This window comes from Luteibacter sp. CQ10, from assembly GCF_040900725.1.
Lineage (GTDB): Bacteria > Pseudomonadota > Gammaproteobacteria > Xanthomonadales > Rhodanobacteraceae > Luteibacter.
This window is the reverse complement of sequence record NZ_JAEUYM010000006.1, coordinates 119,268-136,929: the sequence shown is the minus strand read 5'-3', so window position 1 is coordinate 136,929 and position 17,662 is coordinate 119,268. Positions and strand designations below refer to the sequence as shown.

Sequence of the window (17,662 nt, the reverse complement as noted above, 5' to 3'; positions counted from 1 at the left end):
CCCAGCGCGATGACGTGGGCTTTCGCCACGACATCCCTACGCCAACTCAACCACCCCACCCGACTGCAACGACTCCCGCATCGCCACCGCGATCCGCGTCGCCTCCACCGCGTCGTCCATGGTGAGGTCGAATGGCGCACCGTCCAGCACCGCGTCGACGAAGTGCTTCGCCTGCGTCACGAAGGCCGGCGCGAACCGCTCGTAGAACGACGGCACCACCGTGTTCCTCACCCCGCCCGCGTCGGAGATCTCCACCCGGTTCGCCCGCGGGTTGCGCCCGATGCTCAGCTTGCCCGCCGTGCCGGTCACGTCGGTGTGCGTGTCGTGCCCGTGGGCCTGCGTGCGCGAGGCGTGGAACATCGCCATGCGCCCGCCTTCGAACTCGACGATGGCGATGCCGTTATCCACGTCGCCGATGTCTTCCAGCGGGGGATACATCGCCACCGTACCGGCGGCGTAGGCTTTCAACGCCTTCGGCCGCCCGAGCAGCCAGCGCGCGAGGTCCACGTCGTGCACGCTGCAATCGAGGAAGATACCGCCGCTGGTCGGGGCGAACTTCAGAAACGCACCCGACGGATCGGCCAGGTCGGCCGTCTGCGAATACACGAGGAAAGGCCGGCCGATGCCCCCCGCCTCGATGTGCCGGAAGGCGTCGCGATAGCTTTCGTCGAAGCGCCGCACGAAACCCACCATCGCCCGCTTTTCCGCTTTCGCCGCATGCGCCGCGGCGCGACGGCATTCGTCGAGGTCGAGCGACAGCGGCTTTTCGCAAAACACATGCTTGCCCGCGTCCAGCGCCTGCGCGATCTGCGCCGGATGCAACGACGTCGGCGTGACGAGGAACACCGCGTCGATGCCGGGATCGGCGAGCATCGCTTCGTAGCGATCGTGAATGACCGCCACGCCGATGTTGTCGCGTGCCCATGCACGCTCCCCTTCAACGGGGCTGCACACGGCCACCAGCTCGGCGCGCGGTACGGCACGCGAAAGATTCTCCGCGTAACGCTGGCCCAGGCGCCCCAGGCCCGCCAGGCCGATACGAAGCTTGCTCATGGCGCCACTCCTAGATGTTCACCTGCACGGCCTGGCCCTCGCGCCACGAGCGCGCGGCCGCCTCGGCCAGCTCGAGCGCCTTGATGCCGTCGGCGATGGTCGTGCGCACCGGCGTGCCCCCGGACAGCGCGTCGAAGAAATGCGCGATCTCCGCCGCGTATGCTTCGCGATAACGCTCGAGGAAGAAATGCTCGGGCAGGTCGTGCGCGATGTTCGCCGAGGTATGCGATACCACCTGGGTGGGCGCCACGTTACCGGCCTGGAGCATGCCCTTGCTGCCGAGCACCTCGAAGCGCTGGTCGTAGCCGTAGGCCGCGCGGCGCGAGGTGTTGATCTGGCACAGCCGGCCCTTCGCGGTGCGGATGGTGACCGCCGTGGTATCGATGTCGCCCGCCGCCTCGATGGCCGGGTCGGTGAGGCAACTGCCCGAGGCATGCACGCTCACGGCCACGTCGTCGAGGATCCAGCGGAAGATGTCGAAATCGTGGATCAGCATGTCCTTGAAGATGCCGCCCGAGCTCTTGATGTAGCTCACCGGCGGCGCGCCGGGATCGCGGCTGGTGACCACGAGCACCTCGGGGTTACCGATCTCGCCCTCGTCCAGGCGCTTCTTCAGCGAAGAGAACGTCGGATCGAAACGCCGCTGGAACGCGATCATGCAGGTGACGCCGGCCTTCTCCACCGTGGCCTGGCATCCGCGCGCGCGTTCCACGTCGAGATCCACGGGCTTCTCGCAGAAAATCGCCTTGCCGGCCGCGGCCGCGCGATGGATCAGGTCGGCGTGCGTGTCGGTGCTGGAGCCGATCACCACCGCGCCGACGGCCGGATCGTTCAGCGCCTCGTCGACGCTCGCCACCCGCGCGCCGTGCGCATCGGCCAGCGACTTCGCCGACGGCTCGTGCACGTCCACCACGTAACGCAGCCGCGCCTGGGGATGGCGGGCCACGTTGGCCGCGTGGATCTTGCCGATGCGACCGGCACCGAAAACGGCAACTTCAATCATCGTATTCTCCTCGGGGAACGGTTTCTTCAACGGTCAGTTCAAGCTTGTAGGCCAGCGCGACGAAAAGCGCCTGGCACAGGCACATGGTGCTGGTGAGGCCACGGAAGGCGAACGCGCTGCCCTCCTTCACCTTCAGCAGCACGTCGGAATGGCGCGAAAGCGGGCCGAGATCGCTCTCGGTGATCGCGAGCACGTCGGCACGATGCTGCTGCGCCACGCGCATCGCGTAGAGGGTTTCCTTGCCGAACGGCGGGAAGCTGATGGCGATCAGCGCATCGCCTTTGCCCATGCTGCGCAGCTGCTCGCGATACATGCCGCCGAGGCCGTTGACCAGATGCACGCGCTTGGGCGTGTGCTGCAGGGCGTAGGCGATGTAGCTGGCGATGGCGAACGAGCGGCGCACGCCGATCACGTAGATGTTCTCCGCCGCGGCGAGCAGGTCCACGGCTTTCTGGAAGCGCGCTTCGTCCAGCTCCGACGACAGCTCGTCGAGGGCCACGCGGCTGGCATCGATGAAGCGCGAGGCGATCTCCACCGGACGCATGTCGCCCGAACGGTCGATGACGCTGCGGATGCGCTGCTGGTAGCTGCGCGACGGCGTGGCCTGCGCGGTCCAGGCATCGCGGAACACCGCCTGCATTTCGCTGAAGCCGGAATAGCCGAAGCGCTGGGCGAAGCGGACCACGGCCGAGGCATGCACGCCCGAGCCCTCGGCGATTTCGCCGACCCGCTGCAACATGATCGAGCCGCGATGCGCCTCGAGATAACGCGCCACGCCCTGCAACTGGCGCGGCAACGCCTCGAATTCGTCGGCGATGCGTTGCATGAGTTGATCGGCTTCGCTGGGCTTGGCCATCGGCCGCTCCGTGGGTGGGACGAGGCGCATTGAAGCAGTCATGGAACATTTTTTCCATTTATTTTTATGCTGCAATGCAAATTGCAACCGGCGTTCCACGGGGCCATGCTCGACCCGCTTTCGGCAAAACCCGGCCGCAAGGCCTATCGCGTCCGACACCCTTCACCTGGAGGCATCATGCGATCCAAACCGTTCCTCGCCTCGCTGGCCGCCGCCCTCGCCGTGGGCCTCGGTCTCGCCGCTCCCGCCGCCCAGGCCGCTTCGGGCGACCGCTACGTGCTGGTCACCCACGCCGCCGATTCCGACTCGTGGTGGAACACGATCAAGAACGCCATCAAGCAGGCGGGCGACGATTTCGGCGTGGCCGTCGACTACCGCGGCTCGGGCAACGGCGACCTGAGCGAAATGGCCCGCCAGCTCGAATCCGCCGCCGCGCGCAACTACAAGGGCGTGGCCTTCGACATCGCCAGCTACGCCGTGCTCAAGGCGCCGGCCGCCAAGGTCGCCGCCAAGGGCATTCCCATCGTCACCATCAACTCCGGCACGCCGGAGGAGAGCAAGAAGCTCGGCGCCCTGATGCACATCGGCCAGGGTGAGTACGACGCGGGCAAGGCGGCCGGCGAACGCGCCAAGGCGGCCGGCAAGAAGAGCTTCGTCTGCGTGAACCACTACGCCACCAACAACGCCTCGTTCGAGCGCTGCCAGGGCTTCGCCGACGCGTTGGGCATCAAGGACTGGCGGCAGACCTCCATGATCGACACCGGCATGGACCCGACCGTGGTCTCGAGCAAGCTCAGCGCCTACCTGCGCTCGCATCCCAAGACCGAGGCCATCCTCGCGCTCGGCCCCAATGCCGCGGAGCCCGCGATCAAGGTGGTGAACGACCTGCACCTGAAGGGCTCGATCTATTTCGGCACCTTCGACCTCTCGCCCGCCATCATCGACGGCATCAAGTCCGGCACCATCCAGTACGCCATCGACCAGCAGCCTTACCTGCAGGGCTACATGGGCATCGCCGCGCTGGTGATCGCGCACGAGCAGAACACGAAAGACCCCGCGAAGATCATCGCCGCGCTCAAGGCCAACCCGAAATTCCAGGCGCGCCTGAAGCAATACGACCTCAAGCCCATCTATACCGCCACCGGCGTCAGTTCCGGCCCGGCCTTCGTCACCAAGGACAACGTCTCCACCGTCGAGAAATACGCGGGCCAGTACCGCTGAGCGGAAGCCATCCCATGAGTGCCATACACCAGAGCGTCAGCCACATGATCGAGCGTCAAACAGCGGACGAACGCGTACGGAAGATTTCCCCGTGGCGCGTCCTCCTCGACCGCCCCGAACTGGGCGCCATCGCGGGCACCGTGCTCGTCTTCGCGTTCTTCGGCATCTTCGCCGGCGACTCGGGCATGTTCGCCCTCGACGGCGTCATCAACTGGGCCAAGGTGGCCGGCTACCTCGGCATCCTCGCCGTGGGCGCCTGCCTGCTGATGATCGCCGGCGAGTTCGACCTGTCGATGGGCTCCATGATCGGCTTCGCCGGCGTCGCCGTGGCCATCCCGCCCATGTACCTGGGCTGGCCGCTATGGGCCTCGGTGATCTTCGCGTTCGCCGCCTGCATGGCCCTGGGCGCGTTGAACGGCTATCTCGTGGTACGCACGAAGCTGCCCTCGTTCATCGTCACGCTGGCCTTCATGTTCATCCTGCGCGGCCTCACCCTGGTGCTGTCCACCACCTTCGCCAACAGCACCATCGTCAGCGGCGTCGGCGACAAGTTCGGCGCGGCGCCCGTGGTGCAGGCGCTGTTCTCCGGCACCACGCTGCACGGCTTGTTCGCCTTCCTCGCCCACCACGGCATCGTCGACAGCTTCCCCAACGGCGAGCCGGTGGTCGACGGTATCCCCAAGGTGCTGCTGTGGTGGATCGCGCTGGCGGTGGCCTGCGGCTTCACCCTCGCCCGCACCCGCTTCGGCAACTGGATCTACACCGTCGGCGGCGATGCCAACGCGGCGAAGAACGTCGGCGTGCCGGTGCGCCGCGTGAAGATCTCGCTGTTCGTGCTCACCGCGTTCTGCGCCTGCCTGTTCGGCGTGCTGCAGGTGGCGGAGTTCGGCTCGGCGGCGTCCGATCGCGGCCTGCAAAAGGAATTCGAGGCCATCATCGCGGTGGTCATCGGCGGCACGCTGCTGACCGGCGGCTTCGGCTCGGTGATCGGCGCCTGCTTCGGCGCGGTCATCTTCGGCGTGGTGCAGATCGGCATCTCGTACACCAACATCGATTCGGATTGGTATCGCGTTTTCCTCGGCGGCATGCTGCTGATCGCGGTGCTGTTCAACCACTACATCCGCAGCCGCGCCTCGAGCGGCAAGTGAGCATGACCATGGCCGACGATTACATCCTCGAACTGGACGACGTCAGCAAGTTCTTCGGCACGGTGATCGCCCTGCGCGGCGTCACCCTGCGCCTGAAGCGCGGCGAAGTGCATTGCCTCCTGGGCGACAACGGCGCGGGCAAGTCCACCCTCATCAAGACGCTGGCCGGCGTGCATTCGCCCAGCAGCGGGCAGTACCGGGTGGAAGGCCAGCCGGTCCGCTTCAGTTCGCCGCGCGAGGCGCTCGACCGGGGCATCGCCACCGTCTACCAGGACCTCGCCCTGGTGCCGCTGATGAGCGTGGCGCGCAACTTCTTCGCCGGCCGCGAGCCGCGTCGCAAGCTGTTCGGCATGATCCCCGTGATCGACATGAAGTACGCCAACGAAACGGCCCGCGAGAAGCTGGCCGAGATGGGCATCGTGGTGCGCGACGCCGGCCAGGCGGTGGGCACCATGTCCGGTGGCGAGCGCCAGTGCCTGGCCATCGCCCGCGCCATCCACTTCGGCGCCAAGGTGCTGATCCTCGACGAGCCCACCGCCGCGCTCGGCGTCAAGCAGTCGTGCAACGTGCTCAAGCTGATCCACAAGGCCCGCGAGCGCGGCATCTCGGTGATCTTCATCACCCACAACGTCCACCACGCCTATCCCATCGCCGACAGTTTCACGCTGCTCAACCGCGGCCAGTCGATGGGTACGTTCGCCAAGGCCGACATCTCCAAGGAAGAAGTGCTCGACATGATGGCCGGCGGTACCGAAATACAGAACCTCGTCGACGAACTGGAAGGCCGCGCGGCCTGACCCACGGAAACCCTCGCCCATGCGCAGTCCCTTGCCCCGCTCCCCCTCCCGTCCCATCGACGTCGCCTGCGTCGGCCGGCTGGCGGTCGACCTCTACGCGCAGCAGATCGGCGCGCGTCTGGAAGACGTCACCAGCTTCGCCAAGTACCTGGGCGGCTCGTCCGCCAACGTGGCTTTCGGCACGGCTCGCCTCGGCCTGCGCTCGGCGATGATCGCCCGCGTCGGCGACGACCACATGGGCCGGTTCCTCACCGAGACGCTGGCGGCCGAGGGCTGTGACGTGAGCCAGGTCACGCCCGACCTCGAGCACCTCACCGCGCTGGCCATCCTCGGCATCAAGGACCGCGAGACCTTCCCGCTGCTGTTCTATCGCGAGAACTGCGCGGATATGGCGCTGACCGAACGGGACATCGACGAGCGCTTCATCGCCGGATGCCGCGCATTGGCGATCACCGGCACCCACCTGTCCCAGCCCGGCGTGCTCGCGGCGAGCCGTCGCGCGCTCCAACTGGCCCGCGCGCACGACGTGCGCACGGTGCTCGATATCGACTATCGCCCCGTCCTCTGGGGCCTCACCGGCCGCGCCGACGGCGAGCGTCGCTTCGTCGCGGACGGCGGCGTCACCCGGCATGTGCAGGACATGCTCCCGCTGTTCGACCTCGTGGTCGGCACCGAAGAGGAATTCCACATCGCCGGAGGCAGCGAAGACCTGGTCACCGCGTTGCGCGCGGTGCGTGCCCGGACGGAAGCCACGCTGGTCGTGAAGCGCGGACCGCTCGGTTGCAGCGTGATCGACGGCCCGGTGCCGGGCGACATCGACGACGCGCCGACGTACCGCGGGTCGCGCGTCGACGTGCTCAACGTGCTCGGCGCGGGCGACGCCTTCCTTTCCGGATTCCTCACCGGCTGGCTGCGCGGCGAATCCGTCGAACGCGCCTGCGCCTACGCCAACGCCTGCGGCGCCATCGTGGTCTCCCGCCACGGCTGCGCGCCGGCCATGCCCGGCCGTGCCGAACTCGACGCCTTCCTCGCCCGTCCCGGGGCCATCTCCCGCCCCGACCTCGACGACGAACTGTCGCACCTGCACCGCACGGCGATACCGCGCCGCGCGTGGGACGAGCTCTACGTCTTCGCCTTCGACCACCGCGTGCCGTTCTTCGAACTGGTTCGCGAAACCGGCGGCGACGAAACCCGCCTGCCGCGCCTGAAGAAACTCCTCGTGGATGCCGTGGCGGCCACCGAACGCGCGGGCAGCCTGCAAGGCCACGTCGGCCTGCTGTGCGACGACCGATACGGCCAGGACGCACTCCATGCCGCGACCGGCCGCGGTTGGTGGATCGGCCGCCCGGTGGAAGTCTCCGGCTCCAACCCGCTGGAGTTCGAGCGTGGACGCTCGATCGGCAGCCAGCTCGTGAGCTGGCCGAAGGAACACGTCATCAAATGCCTGGTGCATTTCGATCCGGATGCGCCCGCCGTGCACCGCGTGGAACAGGAAACCCAGCTTCGTTCGCTCTACGACGCCGCGAAGCTCAGCGGCCACGAGCTGCTGCTCGAGGTGATCCCGCCCGGTTGCAAGGATCTCGCGCGACGTGACGAACTCACGCTCCGCGCGCTCAAGCGCATCTACAACCTCGGCATCCGTCCCGACTGGTGGAAGCTCTGCCCGCTGGACCGCGAGACCTGGAAGGCCGTGGACGCGCTCATCGAAGAGCGCGATCCGCATTGCCGCGGCGTGCTCCTGCTCGGCCTCAACGCCTCGCTGGAAACCCTGACCGAGGGCTTCGCCCATGCCGCGGGCAGCCGCACCTGTCGCGGCTTCGCCGTGGGCCGCACGCTCTTCGTCGAACCGGCGGCCGCGTGGCTGGCCGGGCGCATCGACGACGACACCTTCGTCGCGCAGGCCCGCGCCGCCTTCGAGCAGATGATCGCGCTGTGGCGACGGACCCGACTCACGTCGATCGAGGAAGGTGCGGCCGCATGAGCGCCACGATCCGCCTCACCTGCGCCCAGGCGCTGGTCCGCTACCTGAGCGCATTGCGTGCCCGCGATGCCGACGCCGAGAGCGCCGAGCCCCTGTTCGGCGGCGTCTTCGCCATCTTCGGCCACGGCAACGTCGCCGGCCTCGGCGAAGCGCTTTACGAGGCCCGCGACGAGCTGCCGACCTATCGCGCGCACAACGAACAGGCGATGGCGCACGCCGCCATCGCCTACGCCAAGGCCAGCATGCGCCGCCGCATGATGGCGGTGACCACCTCGATCGGTCCGGGCGCGACGAACCTGGTGACCGCGGCCGCGCTGGCCCACGTCAACCGCCTGCCGGTGCTCCTCCTGCCCGGCGACGTCTTCGTGTCGCGCGCACCCGACCCCGTGCTGCAACAGCTGGAAGACTTCACCGACGGCACCGTCACGGTGAACGACTGCCTGCGCCCCGTGTCGCGCTACTTCGACCGCATCGTCCGCCCGGAGCAATTGCTCACGGCCCTGCCGCGGGCGATCCGCGCGCTCACCGATGCCGCGCTCTGCGGCCCGGTGACGCTGGCCCTGCCGCAGGACGTGCAGGCCGAAGCCTATGATTTCCCCGCGTCGTTCTTCGAACCGCGCGAGATCGTGTTCCGCGCGCCGATTCCCACCGACGACGAACTCATGCTCGCGCTCGATGCCATCGAGGCGTCCCAGCGGCCGGTGATCGTGGCCGGTGGCGGCGCGTTGTATGCCAAGGCCACGCCCGAACTGCTCGCCTTCGCCGACAAGCACGGCGTGCCCGTGTGCGAAACGCAGGCGGGCAAGGGCGCGATGCCGTGGAACCATCCGCTGCAACTCGGCCCCGCCGGGGTGAGCGGGTCCACCGCCGCCAACGCCCTGCTCCGCGAGGCCGACCTCGTGATCGCGGTAGGCACCCGTCTGCAGGATTTCACCACCGGTTCGAACGCCTTGTTCCGCCACGTGCCGATCCTCTCGGTCAACGTGAACACGTTCGATTCGCTCAAGGGCGACGGCATCGAGGTGATCGGGGACGCCGCCCAGGTGCTCGACGACCTGAGCTTCGGTCTCGAGGAATGGGCCGCGCCCGACGCGTGGACCGAACGGGCCCGCCAGGCGGCCCGCCAATGGGTGGACACCGTGTCGCGCATCACCGCCGAGCGCCACCTGCCGCCCGGCCGCCTGCCCTACGACGGCGAAGTCATCGGCGCCGTGCAGCGCTCGTCCACCCGTTCGGCGATGAGCGACATCGTGGTCTGCGCCGCCGGCACGCTCCCCGCCGAACTGGAAAAACTCTGGCGCACGGAAACCGCCGGCGGCTACCACATGGAATACGGCTACTCGTGCATGGGCTACGAGATCGCCGGCGGCCTCGGCGTGAAGATGGCCCATCCCGACCGCGAGGTGATCGTGATGGTCGGCGACGGCAGCTACCTCATGATGAATTCGGAAATCGCCACCTCGGTGATGCTCGACGCCAAGCTCGTCATCGTGGTGCTCGACAACCGCGGCTACGGTTGCATCAACCGCCTGCAACAGGCCACCGGCGGCGCGCCGTTCAACAACCTGCTCGACGACTGCGTGCAGGGCCGCCACGGCGCGCCGCGCATCGATTTCGCCGCGCATGCACGCTCGCTCGGCGCCATCGCCGAACACGTCGCCGACATCGCCGGGCTGGAATCCGCGCTCGAGCGCGCCCGCGCCGCCGACCGAACCTACCTGGTCTGCATCGACACCGATCCCGCCCGCACCACCGACGACGGCGGGGCATGGTGGGAAGTGGCGGTGCCGGAAGTCTCCACGCGGACCGCCGTGCGCGACGCGCGCTCGGCCTACGAAACCGCCATCGCTGGCCGCAAGGCCGGGAACACGTCCCCATGAAGAACGACCCCATCCGCATCGGCATCAACCCCATCTCCTGGAGCAACGACGACCTGCCTTCGCTGGGTGGCGAGACGCCGTTGTCCACCGCCCTCACCGAGGGCAAGGCCATCGGCTACGAAGGCTTCGAACTCGGCAACAAGTTTCCGAAGGATCCCGGCGAACTGCGCGACCTCATGGCCGGTTACGGACTGGACGTGGTCTCGGGCTGGTATTCGGGACGGGCCGCCGCCCGTTCCGCGAAAGAGGAAAGCGAGGCGGCCGGCGCCCACCTGCGCCTGCTGGCCGAGAACGGCTGCAAGGTGATGGTGTATGGCGAAGTCGCCGACGCCATCCAGGGCGAGCCCCTGCCGCTATACAAGCGGCCGAGGTTCCGTACCGACGACGCATGGAAACGCTACGGCGAGAACCTCACGGCCTTCGCCCGCTTCACGCTCTCGCATGGCGTGCGCCTGGCGTATCACCACCACATGGGCGCCTACGTCGAATCCCCCGACGACATCGACCGGCTGATGGCCCATACGGGCGACGAAGTGGGCCTGCTCTTCGACAGCGGCCATACCTTCTTCGGCGGCGGCGATCCGGTGGCCGTGCTCGATCGCCACATCGGGCGCATCTGCCACGTGCACTGCAAGGACGTGCGTGCCGAGGTAGTGAAGCTCGCGCGCAACCGGCATTGGACCTTCCTCGAGTCGGTGCTCAACGGCGCGTTCACCGTGCCCGGCGACGGCGTGATCGACTTCGCCGCCATCGTCGACCGGCTTCGCGCCCACGGGTACCAGGGCTGGCTGGTGGTCGAGGCCGAACAGGATCCCGCCGTGGCGCCCAGCTACGCATACGCCGACAAGGGCTACCGCACGCTGCGCGCGCTGCTCGACCGCGAGCCGGTTCGGGAGGTCGCATGAGCCTCCTGGTCAAATCCGCCCCGCGCGGCGAGGCGATCGTCAAGGTCACGCCCGAATCGGCGAACTGGTCGCACGTGGGTTTCGAAGCGCGACGCCTGGGCGCCGGCGAACGCGTCGACATCGCCCTGCCCGGCGACCGGGAGGGCTGCCTGGTCGTGCTGACCGGCACGGTCGACATCGAGGTCGGCGAGCATGCGTGGAAGGCCTTGGGCGGCCGCGCGAGCGTGTTCGACGACCGCTCGCCGCACGCCGTCTATGCACCGCCGGGCTCCACGTTCCGCGTGACGGCATCCACCGACGCCGAACTCGCCATCGCCACCGCACCGGGCACGGGCAAGTTCGGCGTGCGCCTGATCGATCCCTCCACCATGAAACGCTCGGTGCGCGGCACGGGCGCGAACACGCGCTACGTCTGCGACATCCTGCCGGAGACCGAACCGGCCGAATCGCTCCTCGTCGTGGAAGTGCTCACGCCCGCCGGGCATTCGTCGAGCTATCCGCCGCACAAGCACGATACCGATGCGCTGCCCGACGAGAGCGTGCTCGAAGAGACCTATTACCACCGCATCGATCCGCCGCAGGGCTTCGCCTTCCAGCGCGTCTACACCGACGAGCGCGACATCGACGAATCGATGGCCGTCGGCGACCACGACGTGGTGATGGTGCCGCGCGGCTACCACCCCGTGGTGATGCCGCACGGCTACCGTGGCTATTACCTCAACGTGATGGCCGGCCCGCGCCGCGAGTGGCACTTCCGCAACGATCCCGCCCACGAATGGATGATCGCGCGCTGACCCGCGCCATCCGGAGTATCCGCATGTCCGCCCAACCCTCGAACGATACCCTCGCCCGCATCGGCCATTTCGTGGCCGGCAAGCCCTACGCGGGCTCACCTTCCGGCAGCGCGCCGGTGTACGACCCCGCGCGCGGCACCGTCTCCGCCGAAGTCGCCCTCGCCTCCGTCGCCGACGTGGATGCCGCCGTGCGCGCGGCGCACGCGGCCTTCCCCGCCTGGTCGCAGACGCCGGCGCTTCGGCGCGCACGCGTGATGTTCCGTTTCAAGGAACTGATCGAGCGCGACATGGACCGCCTGGCGCGCGTCATCGTCGCCGAGCACGGCAAGGTGCTGTCCGATGCGAAGGGCGAACTCGTGCGCGGCCTCGAGGTGGTGGAATACGCCTGCGGCATCCCCGAACTGCTCAAGGGCGAGTACACCGAGCAGATCGCCAACGGCATCGATGCCTGGACCGTGCGCCAGGCGCTCGGCGTCTGCGCCGGCATCACGCCGTTCAACTTTCCCGCCATGGTGCCCATGTGGATGTTTCCCATGGCCATCGCCTGCGGCAACAGCTTCGTGCTGAAGCCGTCCGAACGCGATCCGTCGCTGGCCGTCGAACTGGCGATGCTGCTGAAGGAGGCCGGCCTGCCCGACGGCGTATTCAACGTGATCCACGGCGACAAGACCGCCGTGGACGCGCTGCTCGACCACGACCTCGTGCGCGCGGTGAGCTTCGTCGGTTCGACGCCCATCGCCGAATACATCTATGCGCGCGGCACCGCGCACGGCAAGCGCGTGCAGGCGCTCGGCGGCGCGAAGAACCACATGGTGATCATGCCGGACGCCGACGTCGACAAGGCGGCCGATGCGCTGATCGGTGCCGGCTACGGGGCCGCGGGCGAACGCTGCATGGCGATTTCGGTGGCGCTGGCCGTCGGCGACGCCACGGCCGATGCCCTGGTCGCCAAGCTCAAGCCGCGCGTCGAATCGCTGCGCATCGGCCATGGCCTCGACGAGAGCGTGGAAATGGGTCCGGTGGTCACCGGGGCGCATCGCGATCGCATCACCGGCTACATCGACGACGGCGTCGCGGCCGGCGCGGAACTGGTGGTGGACGGTCGCGGCCATCGCGTGGCGGGATGCGAGCAAGGCTTCTTCGTGGGCGGCACGCTGTTCGATCGCGTCACCACCGACATGCGCATCTACAAGGAAGAGATCTTCGGACCGGTGCTCTGCGTGGTCCGCGTGCCGGATTTCGCTACGGCCCTGGAATACGTTAGCGCTCACGAATACGGCAACGGCACGTCGATCTTCACGAGGGACGGACACGTCGCGCGAGAATTCTCTCATCGGGTGCAGGTCGGCATGGTCGGCATCAACGTGCCCATTCCCGTACCGATGGCGTTCCACAGTTTCGGTGGTTGGAAGAAGAGCCTGATGGGTGACCACCACGCCCACGGTCCGGAATCCGTGCGCTTCTACACAAAACAGAAAGCCATTACACAGCGTTGGCTGAACCACGGCGAAAGCGCGGGCGCAGAGTTTGCAATGCCCACCCATTAGCATGCTAATTTGCGTCGGTTGTGCGCCCTAAAAAGCTTGTGCGTTGCAACTTAGATAATCAGAACACGACTACGCAAAAACTTAAAATTTTCACTTCAGGGAGAAGGCTAGATGCGCATCCATTCGATTAAGCGCCCTCTCGCCGGTGTGGTGCTCGCATGCCTCGGCTTCGCCGGGGCATCGGCGCATGCGCAAGACGCATCCGGCAGCAAATACCTTTTCGGCGACTGGGGCGGCGAACGCACGCGCCTGGCCGATGAAGGCATCACGTTCGACCTCGGCTACGGCTTCGAAGCCGCGCACAACTATTCCGGCGGCGATCGCGAAATCACGCGATATACCGACCAGTGGAAGTTCGGCGCCAGCTTCGATCTCGACAAGCTGTGGAACTGGCACGGCGCCAAGTTCAACATCATGGTCACCGATCGCAACGGCCGCGATATCGGCGCCGATGCGAACATCGGCAACAACCAGCTCATTCAGGAAGTCTACGGCCGCGGCCAGACCTGGCACCTGACGATCTTCCAGCTCGAGCAGAAGTTCTTCAACGACCGCCTCACCTGGAAGATCGGCCGCATGCCGGTCGGCGAGGACACCGGCAGCTTCTCGTGCGACTTCCAGAACCTCTCGTTCTGCGGCGCGCAGCCGGGCAACATCGTGGGCGACTACTGGGTCAACTGGCCGACCAGCATGTGGGCCACGGTGCTGAAGTTCTCCACCACGCAGAACACCTGGCTCCAGCTCTCCGCGTACCAGGTCAACCCCAAGTACGTCGACGATTCCTACGCCCGTCGCAACGGCCTGAAGCTGGGCTTCCCCAGCGGCACCACCGGCTGGCTGATTCCGCTGGAGTTCGGCTGGAAGCCCTCGATCAACGGCCTGCCCGGTTCGTATCGCGCCGGCGTCTGGTACAACACCTCCAAGGGTGACGACGTCTTCTACGACGTGAACCACGAGCCCCGCGCGCTCACCGGCGACGACCCGCTGCAGCGCACCTCGCGTCGCGGCGCGTGGATCACCTTCCAGCAGCAGGTCACCGGCGAAGCGGGCGGCAAGGGAACCAACGTGTTCCTGAACATCACCTCCGCCGACCACCAGACCTCGCCCACCAACAACCAGATCTCGCTGGGCATGGAGTACAAGGGCATCTTCGACCGCCCGAACGACTTCGTCGGAGCGGCCCTGGGCTTCACCCATGCCAACGGCGACGTGGCGAAGTACCAGCGCCTTTACAACGCCGTCCATCCGGACGACCAGGGCCTGGTGAAGAGCGGCTACGAGAAGGTGGCCGAAGTGTTCTACAGCTGGTCGCCCATCCCCTCGATCGCCCTGCGTCCCAACCTGCAGTACATCAAGGATCCGGGCGGCATCGCCGAGAAGAACAACGCGTTCATCCTGGGCCTGAAGGCCAGCGTGGCGTTCTAAAGCGAACAAGCTGGGCTCCCGCCTTCGCGGGAGCCCAGTGTCTTTCGTTCAGGCAAGCGATATCCTTGCCGCTGAACGAACGAGAGCAAGCGGCATGATCGACCTGGTCGGTTTCGACGGCGACGACACCCTCTGGCACAGCCAGGAATACTACGACCGCGCGCAGGACGAATTCGAGGCCATCCTCGGCAAGTATCTCGACCTGGCCAGCGACGGCCTGCGCGACAGCCTGCTCGCCACCGAGCGTGGCAACATCGCCCTGTTCGGCTACGGCGCCAAGGGCATGACGCTGTCGATGATCGAGTCGGCCATCGAGCTCACCGAAGGCCGGATCGAGGCACGCGACATCCACCGCATCGTACGCCTGGGCAAGGAAGTGCTAGCGCACCCCGTCGACCTCCTGCCCGGCATCCGCGACGCCGTGGAGCAGGTGGCCACCACCCATCGCGTGGTGCTCATCACCAAGGGCGATCTCTTCCACCAGGAATACAAGGTGGCCCGCTGCGGGCTGGCCGACGTCTTCCATCGCATCGAGATCGTCTCGGAGAAGGACCCGGCGGCCTACGCGCGCCTGTTCCGCGAGTTCGAGGTGACGCCCGGGCGCTTCGCCATGGTGGGCAACTCGCTCAAGTCCGACATCGCGCCGGTCGTGGAGCTGGGTGGCTGGGGGGTCTACATGCCCTATCACAGCACCTGGGCGCACGAGGTGGTCACGGGCTTCACCATGACCGACCGGGTGGTCGAGGTGCGCGGGGCGGAGGGCATTCCGGGGGCTATCGCCCGGATGGGATGAGGCGAGCACCCTTCGCCGATGCGATCGGCTCCCACCCTTCGGTAAGGAGTGTCCTACCGGGGGAATCAGAACCGATTCGATGAAGATGTCCTACCGAAGGGGTGGGAGCCGATCGTATCGGCGAACCCGACGAAGCGGCTGCTCCACGTTTCTTTCGCACCCACCCCCGCACCCTGTTCCCCGTCCCGACGGAGGAACCCCATGGATCGCCGCATCCGACTCGGCTGGCAGGTGGTACGCAACACCGCCAAGGGCTTCAGCGACGACGAGCTGATGACCCGGGCCGCCGCGCTCGCCTTCTATTCCGCCCTGTCCTTCGCTCCCCTGCTGGTGCTGCTGCTCTGGGTAGTGGCCTCGCTGCGGCCGGAGTGGCAGGCGCAGCTGATCGACAGCCTGAACGGCCTCGTCGGCGCGCGCGCCTCCGAAGCCGTGCGGCTGGTGATCGAGAACGCCAAGCAGAAGCCCAGCGTGGGCAGCATGGCGGGGGTGATCGGCCTGGGCGTGACCCTGGTCGGCGCCTCCGCCGTATTCGCGCAGCTGCAAGGCGCGCTCAACCGGGTCTGGAGCCTGCAACCCAAGCCCGGCAGCACCCGCCACGCCATCCTGGGCTGGATCCGGGCCCGCCTGCATGCCCTGGGCCTGCTGCTTTCGCTGGCCTTTTTGCTGGTGATCTCGTTTTCGGCCAGCGCGCTCATCGCCGTGTTCGTGCGCGGCGGCACCACCGGCTGGCACGTGCTGGAAACCATCATCTCGCTCGCGGTGTTCGTCGTGATCTTCGGCGCCATCTACAAGGTGCTGCCCGATGCCGTCATCGAATGGCGCGACGCCGTGATCGGCGCCTCCCTCACGGCCCTGCTCTTCGTCATCGGAAAGTACGCCATCGGCATCTACCTGGAGCGCAGCAACGTCGGCGGCCCCTACGGGCCGGCCGGCGGCGTGGTGGTGCTGCTGGTGTGGGTCTATTACTCCGCCCTGATCCTGCTGCTCGGTGCGGAACTGACGGAGGCGGTGGCGGAAGCACGCGGCACGCCCATCCAGCCGCGGTCCTACGCGATGTCCACCAAGCCCGCTGCCCTTGACCCGTCCGTCACGGCGGCGGCGTTATCCATGAAGCCTATCGAAAAGGAGGAAACCCCATGAAAACCCACCTGATCGCGATCGCCGCGCTCGTCATGGCCACCGGTGCGGTGGTCGATTCCCCGGTTCAGGCGCAGGCGCGCCGCAGCCAGCACCAGGTCTGCCGGGACGTGGAAACCAAGCAGATCCAGTCCAAGGACAATAACCGCCTGATCGGTACGGGCGTGGGCGCCGTGGCCGGCGGCCTGCTCGGCAATCAGGTGGGCGGCGGCAAGGGCAAGACCCTCGCTACGGTGGCCGGTGCCGTCGGCGGCGGTTACGCGGGCAACCAGATCCAGAAGAACCACCAGGATAAGAACGCCCGCTACGAGACCCATCGCGAATGCCACTGGGTCAACGACTGACGTAAGCATTCCGGTGCCGGGCCGGTCTTAGGGGAAGAGACCCTTCCCGGAGGCTGTATGAGCATCGATCCTGAACGTCGGCGGTTCCTCGGCGTGCTGGCCGTCACGACGGCCGCCGCCGTCTCCCTGCCCTTCGTGCTGCGCGGCCCCCGACCCGTCGTGGCCGCCGACGCGCCACGGCCGCAGGGCGGCAACGTCACCATCGACGAATTTTCCCCCGACAAGAAGCCGCTGGGCCCGCGCACCGAGGCCCGGGTGGTGATGACGGATGAGCAGTGGCGGGCGAAGCTCGACGGCCGCTCGTACTACGTGATGCGCCACGAGGGCACCGAACCGCCGTATACCGGGCCCGGCTGGGACCGCCATGAGAACGGCATCTATCGCTGCCTGGGCTGTGACACGGCGCTGTACGACTCGGCCACCAAGTTCGATTCGGGCACGGGCTGGCCGAGCTTCTGGCAGCCGATCTCCAAGCGCAACATCGTGCAGACGGACGACCGCAGCCTCGCCGTCGAGGATCGCACGGCGGTGAGTTGCGCACGGTGCGGGTCGCACCTGGGGCACGTGTTCGACGACGGTCCGGATCCGACCGGGTTGCGCTATTGCATGAACGCCGTGGCGATGAAGTTCGTGCCGGTGCCCGGGGTGCATATCACGTTGTCTTGAATCGCATCACCATCGCGAGAACCGGCCTCACGGCGCTGGGTTCCTGCGTGCGCAGGAACGACGTGAGGGGGCCATGCGTTCTCGCACCTCGCCGTTCCTGCGCACGCAGGAA

General features: G+C 67.3%; 16 protein-coding genes. 13 read left to right on the top strand and 3 right to left on the bottom strand.

Features of this window, described 5'->3' with window-relative positions:
- Positions 1–36: 36 nt before the first annotated feature.
- From JNG39_RS19490 to JNG39_RS19480, 3 genes are read right to left on the bottom strand one after another with little or no spacing between them, the layout of a single operon-like run.
- On the bottom strand, positions 37–1,053 hold the full coding sequence (locus JNG39_RS19490; protein ID WP_368313627.1) for a Gfo/Idh/MocA family oxidoreductase: 1,017 nt from the start codon (positions 1,051–1,053) through the stop codon (positions 37–39).
- 10 nt (positions 1,054–1,063) lie between these two features.
- On the bottom strand, positions 1,064–2,056 hold the full coding sequence (iolG, locus tag JNG39_RS19485) for an inositol 2-dehydrogenase (RefSeq protein WP_368313626.1): 993 nt from the start codon (positions 2,054–2,056) through the stop codon (positions 1,064–1,066).
- A complete protein-coding gene (locus tag JNG39_RS19480) occupies positions 2,049–2,912 on the bottom strand; it encodes a MurR/RpiR family transcriptional regulator (protein ID WP_144915023.1) in 864 nt (287 codons plus the stop codon). Before JNG39_RS19480 ends, iolG begins: the two co-directional genes overlap by 8 nt.
- Positions 2,913–3,089: 177 nt before the next feature.
- Here JNG39_RS19480 and JNG39_RS19475 point away from each other — a divergent pair, with 177 nt between their 5' ends.
- The 13 genes from JNG39_RS19475 to msrB all read left to right on the top strand — a co-directional run bounded on the left by JNG39_RS19475 (position 3,090) and on the right by msrB (position 17,550).
- Entirely contained in the window at positions 3,090–4,133 is a 1,044-nt protein-coding gene (locus JNG39_RS19475) for a sugar ABC transporter substrate-binding protein (RefSeq protein ID WP_368313625.1), read from the top strand.
- Positions 4,134–4,147: 14 nt separating this feature from the next.
- Positions 4,148–5,281 carry an ABC transporter permease gene (locus JNG39_RS19470; protein ID WP_368313624.1) on the top strand — a complete coding sequence of 378 codons (1,134 nt, stop codon included), beginning with the start codon at positions 4,148–4,150 and terminating at the stop codon, positions 5,279–5,281.
- 2 nt (positions 5,282–5,283) lie between these two features.
- Positions 5,284–6,078: an ATP-binding cassette domain-containing protein gene (locus JNG39_RS19465; RefSeq protein WP_247375104.1), complete on the top strand. Its 795-nt coding sequence runs from the start codon at positions 5,284–5,286 to the stop codon at positions 6,076–6,078.
- A 19-nt stretch (positions 6,079–6,097) separates the two neighbouring features.
- A complete protein-coding gene (gene iolC, locus JNG39_RS19460; RefSeq protein ID WP_368313623.1) occupies positions 6,098–8,059 on the top strand; it encodes a 5-dehydro-2-deoxygluconokinase in 1,962 nt (653 codons plus the stop codon).
- Positions 8,056–9,939 carry a 3D-(3,5/4)-trihydroxycyclohexane-1,2-dione acylhydrolase (decyclizing) gene (gene iolD / locus JNG39_RS19455; protein WP_368313622.1) on the top strand — a complete coding sequence of 628 codons (1,884 nt, stop codon included), beginning with the start codon at positions 8,056–8,058 and terminating at the stop codon, positions 9,937–9,939. Before iolC ends, iolD begins: the two co-directional genes overlap by 4 nt.
- Positions 9,936–10,844: a myo-inosose-2 dehydratase gene (iolE, locus tag JNG39_RS19450; protein WP_368313621.1), complete on the top strand. Its 909-nt coding sequence runs from the start codon at positions 9,936–9,938 to the stop codon at positions 10,842–10,844. The genes iolD and iolE overlap by 4 nt, the downstream gene beginning before the upstream one ends.
- Entirely contained in the window at positions 10,841–11,638 is a 798-nt protein-coding gene (gene iolB, locus JNG39_RS19445; protein ID WP_368313620.1) for a 5-deoxy-glucuronate isomerase, read from the top strand. The genes iolE and iolB overlap by 4 nt, the downstream gene beginning before the upstream one ends.
- 23 nt (positions 11,639–11,661) lie before the next feature.
- Positions 11,662–13,185: a CoA-acylating methylmalonate-semialdehyde dehydrogenase gene (locus JNG39_RS19440; RefSeq protein WP_368313619.1), complete on the top strand. Its 1,524-nt coding sequence runs from the start codon at positions 11,662–11,664 to the stop codon at positions 13,183–13,185.
- Between the two features lie 111 nt (positions 13,186–13,296).
- Complete coding sequence (locus JNG39_RS19435; RefSeq protein WP_368313618.1) at positions 13,297–14,610, top strand: carbohydrate porin; 1,314 nt, start codon at positions 13,297–13,299, stop codon at positions 14,608–14,610.
- Positions 14,611–14,704: 94 nt separating this feature from the next.
- Positions 14,705–15,403 carry an HAD family hydrolase gene (locus JNG39_RS19430; protein ID WP_368313617.1) on the top strand — a complete coding sequence of 233 codons (699 nt, stop codon included), beginning with the start codon at positions 14,705–14,707 and terminating at the stop codon, positions 15,401–15,403.
- A gap of 201 nt (positions 15,404–15,604) precedes the next feature.
- Positions 15,605–16,543 carry a YihY/virulence factor BrkB family protein gene (locus JNG39_RS19425; protein ID WP_368313616.1) on the top strand — a complete coding sequence of 313 codons (939 nt, stop codon included), beginning with the start codon at positions 15,605–15,607 and terminating at the stop codon, positions 16,541–16,543.
- Positions 16,540–16,884 (top strand): glycine zipper 2TM domain-containing protein, encoded by a 345-nt coding sequence (locus JNG39_RS19420; protein ID WP_144915054.1) that lies wholly within the window; start codon positions 16,540–16,542, stop codon positions 16,882–16,884. Before JNG39_RS19425 ends, JNG39_RS19420 begins: the two co-directional genes overlap by 4 nt.
- Before the next feature lie 57 nt (positions 16,885–16,941).
- Positions 16,942–17,550: a peptide-methionine (R)-S-oxide reductase MsrB gene (gene msrB / locus JNG39_RS19415; RefSeq protein WP_368313615.1), complete on the top strand. Its 609-nt coding sequence runs from the start codon at positions 16,942–16,944 to the stop codon at positions 17,548–17,550.
- The last annotated feature ends 112 nt before the right edge of the window (positions 17,551–17,662 follow it).

Excerpts from the sequence above, each read along its gene's own strand:
- iolG (WP_368313626.1), bottom strand. The coding sequence starts at position 2,056 with ATGATTGAAGTTGCCGTTTTCGGTGCCGGTCGCATCGGCAAGATCCAC.
- JNG39_RS19425 (WP_368313616.1), top strand. The coding sequence starts at position 15,605 with ATGGATCGCCGCATCCGACTCGGCTGGCAGGTGGTACGCAACACCGCC.
- JNG39_RS19480 (WP_144915023.1), bottom strand. The coding sequence starts at position 2,912 with ATGGCCAAGCCCAGCGAAGCCGATCAACTCATGCAACGCATCGCCGAC.
- iolC (WP_368313623.1), top strand. The coding sequence starts at position 6,098 with ATGCGCAGTCCCTTGCCCCGCTCCCCCTCCCGTCCCATCGACGTCGCC.
- JNG39_RS19490 (WP_368313627.1), bottom strand. The coding sequence starts at position 1,053 with ATGAGCAAGCTTCGTATCGGCCTGGCGGGCCTGGGGCGCCTGGGCCAG.
- iolD (WP_368313622.1), top strand. The coding sequence starts at position 8,056 with ATGAGCGCCACGATCCGCCTCACCTGCGCCCAGGCGCTGGTCCGCTAC.
- JNG39_RS19465 (WP_247375104.1), top strand. The coding sequence starts at position 5,284 with ATGACCATGGCCGACGATTACATCCTCGAACTGGACGACGTCAGCAAG.
- JNG39_RS19470 (WP_368313624.1), top strand. The coding sequence starts at position 4,148 with ATGAGTGCCATACACCAGAGCGTCAGCCACATGATCGAGCGTCAAACA.
- JNG39_RS19435 (WP_368313618.1), top strand. The coding sequence starts at position 13,297 with ATGCGCATCCATTCGATTAAGCGCCCTCTCGCCGGTGTGGTGCTCGCA.
- msrB (WP_368313615.1), top strand. The coding sequence starts at position 16,942 with ATGAGCATCGATCCTGAACGTCGGCGGTTCCTCGGCGTGCTGGCCGTC.
- JNG39_RS19475 (WP_368313625.1), top strand. The coding sequence starts at position 3,090 with ATGCGATCCAAACCGTTCCTCGCCTCGCTGGCCGCCGCCCTCGCCGTG.
- iolE (WP_368313621.1), top strand. The coding sequence starts at position 9,936 with ATGAAGAACGACCCCATCCGCATCGGCATCAACCCCATCTCCTGGAGC.
- JNG39_RS19420 (WP_144915054.1), top strand. The coding sequence starts at position 16,540 with ATGAAAACCCACCTGATCGCGATCGCCGCGCTCGTCATGGCCACCGGT.
- JNG39_RS19430 (WP_368313617.1), top strand. The coding sequence starts at position 14,705 with ATGATCGACCTGGTCGGTTTCGACGGCGACGACACCCTCTGGCACAGC.
- iolB (WP_368313620.1), top strand. The coding sequence starts at position 10,841 with ATGAGCCTCCTGGTCAAATCCGCCCCGCGCGGCGAGGCGATCGTCAAG.
- JNG39_RS19440 (WP_368313619.1), top strand. The coding sequence starts at position 11,662 with ATGTCCGCCCAACCCTCGAACGATACCCTCGCCCGCATCGGCCATTTC.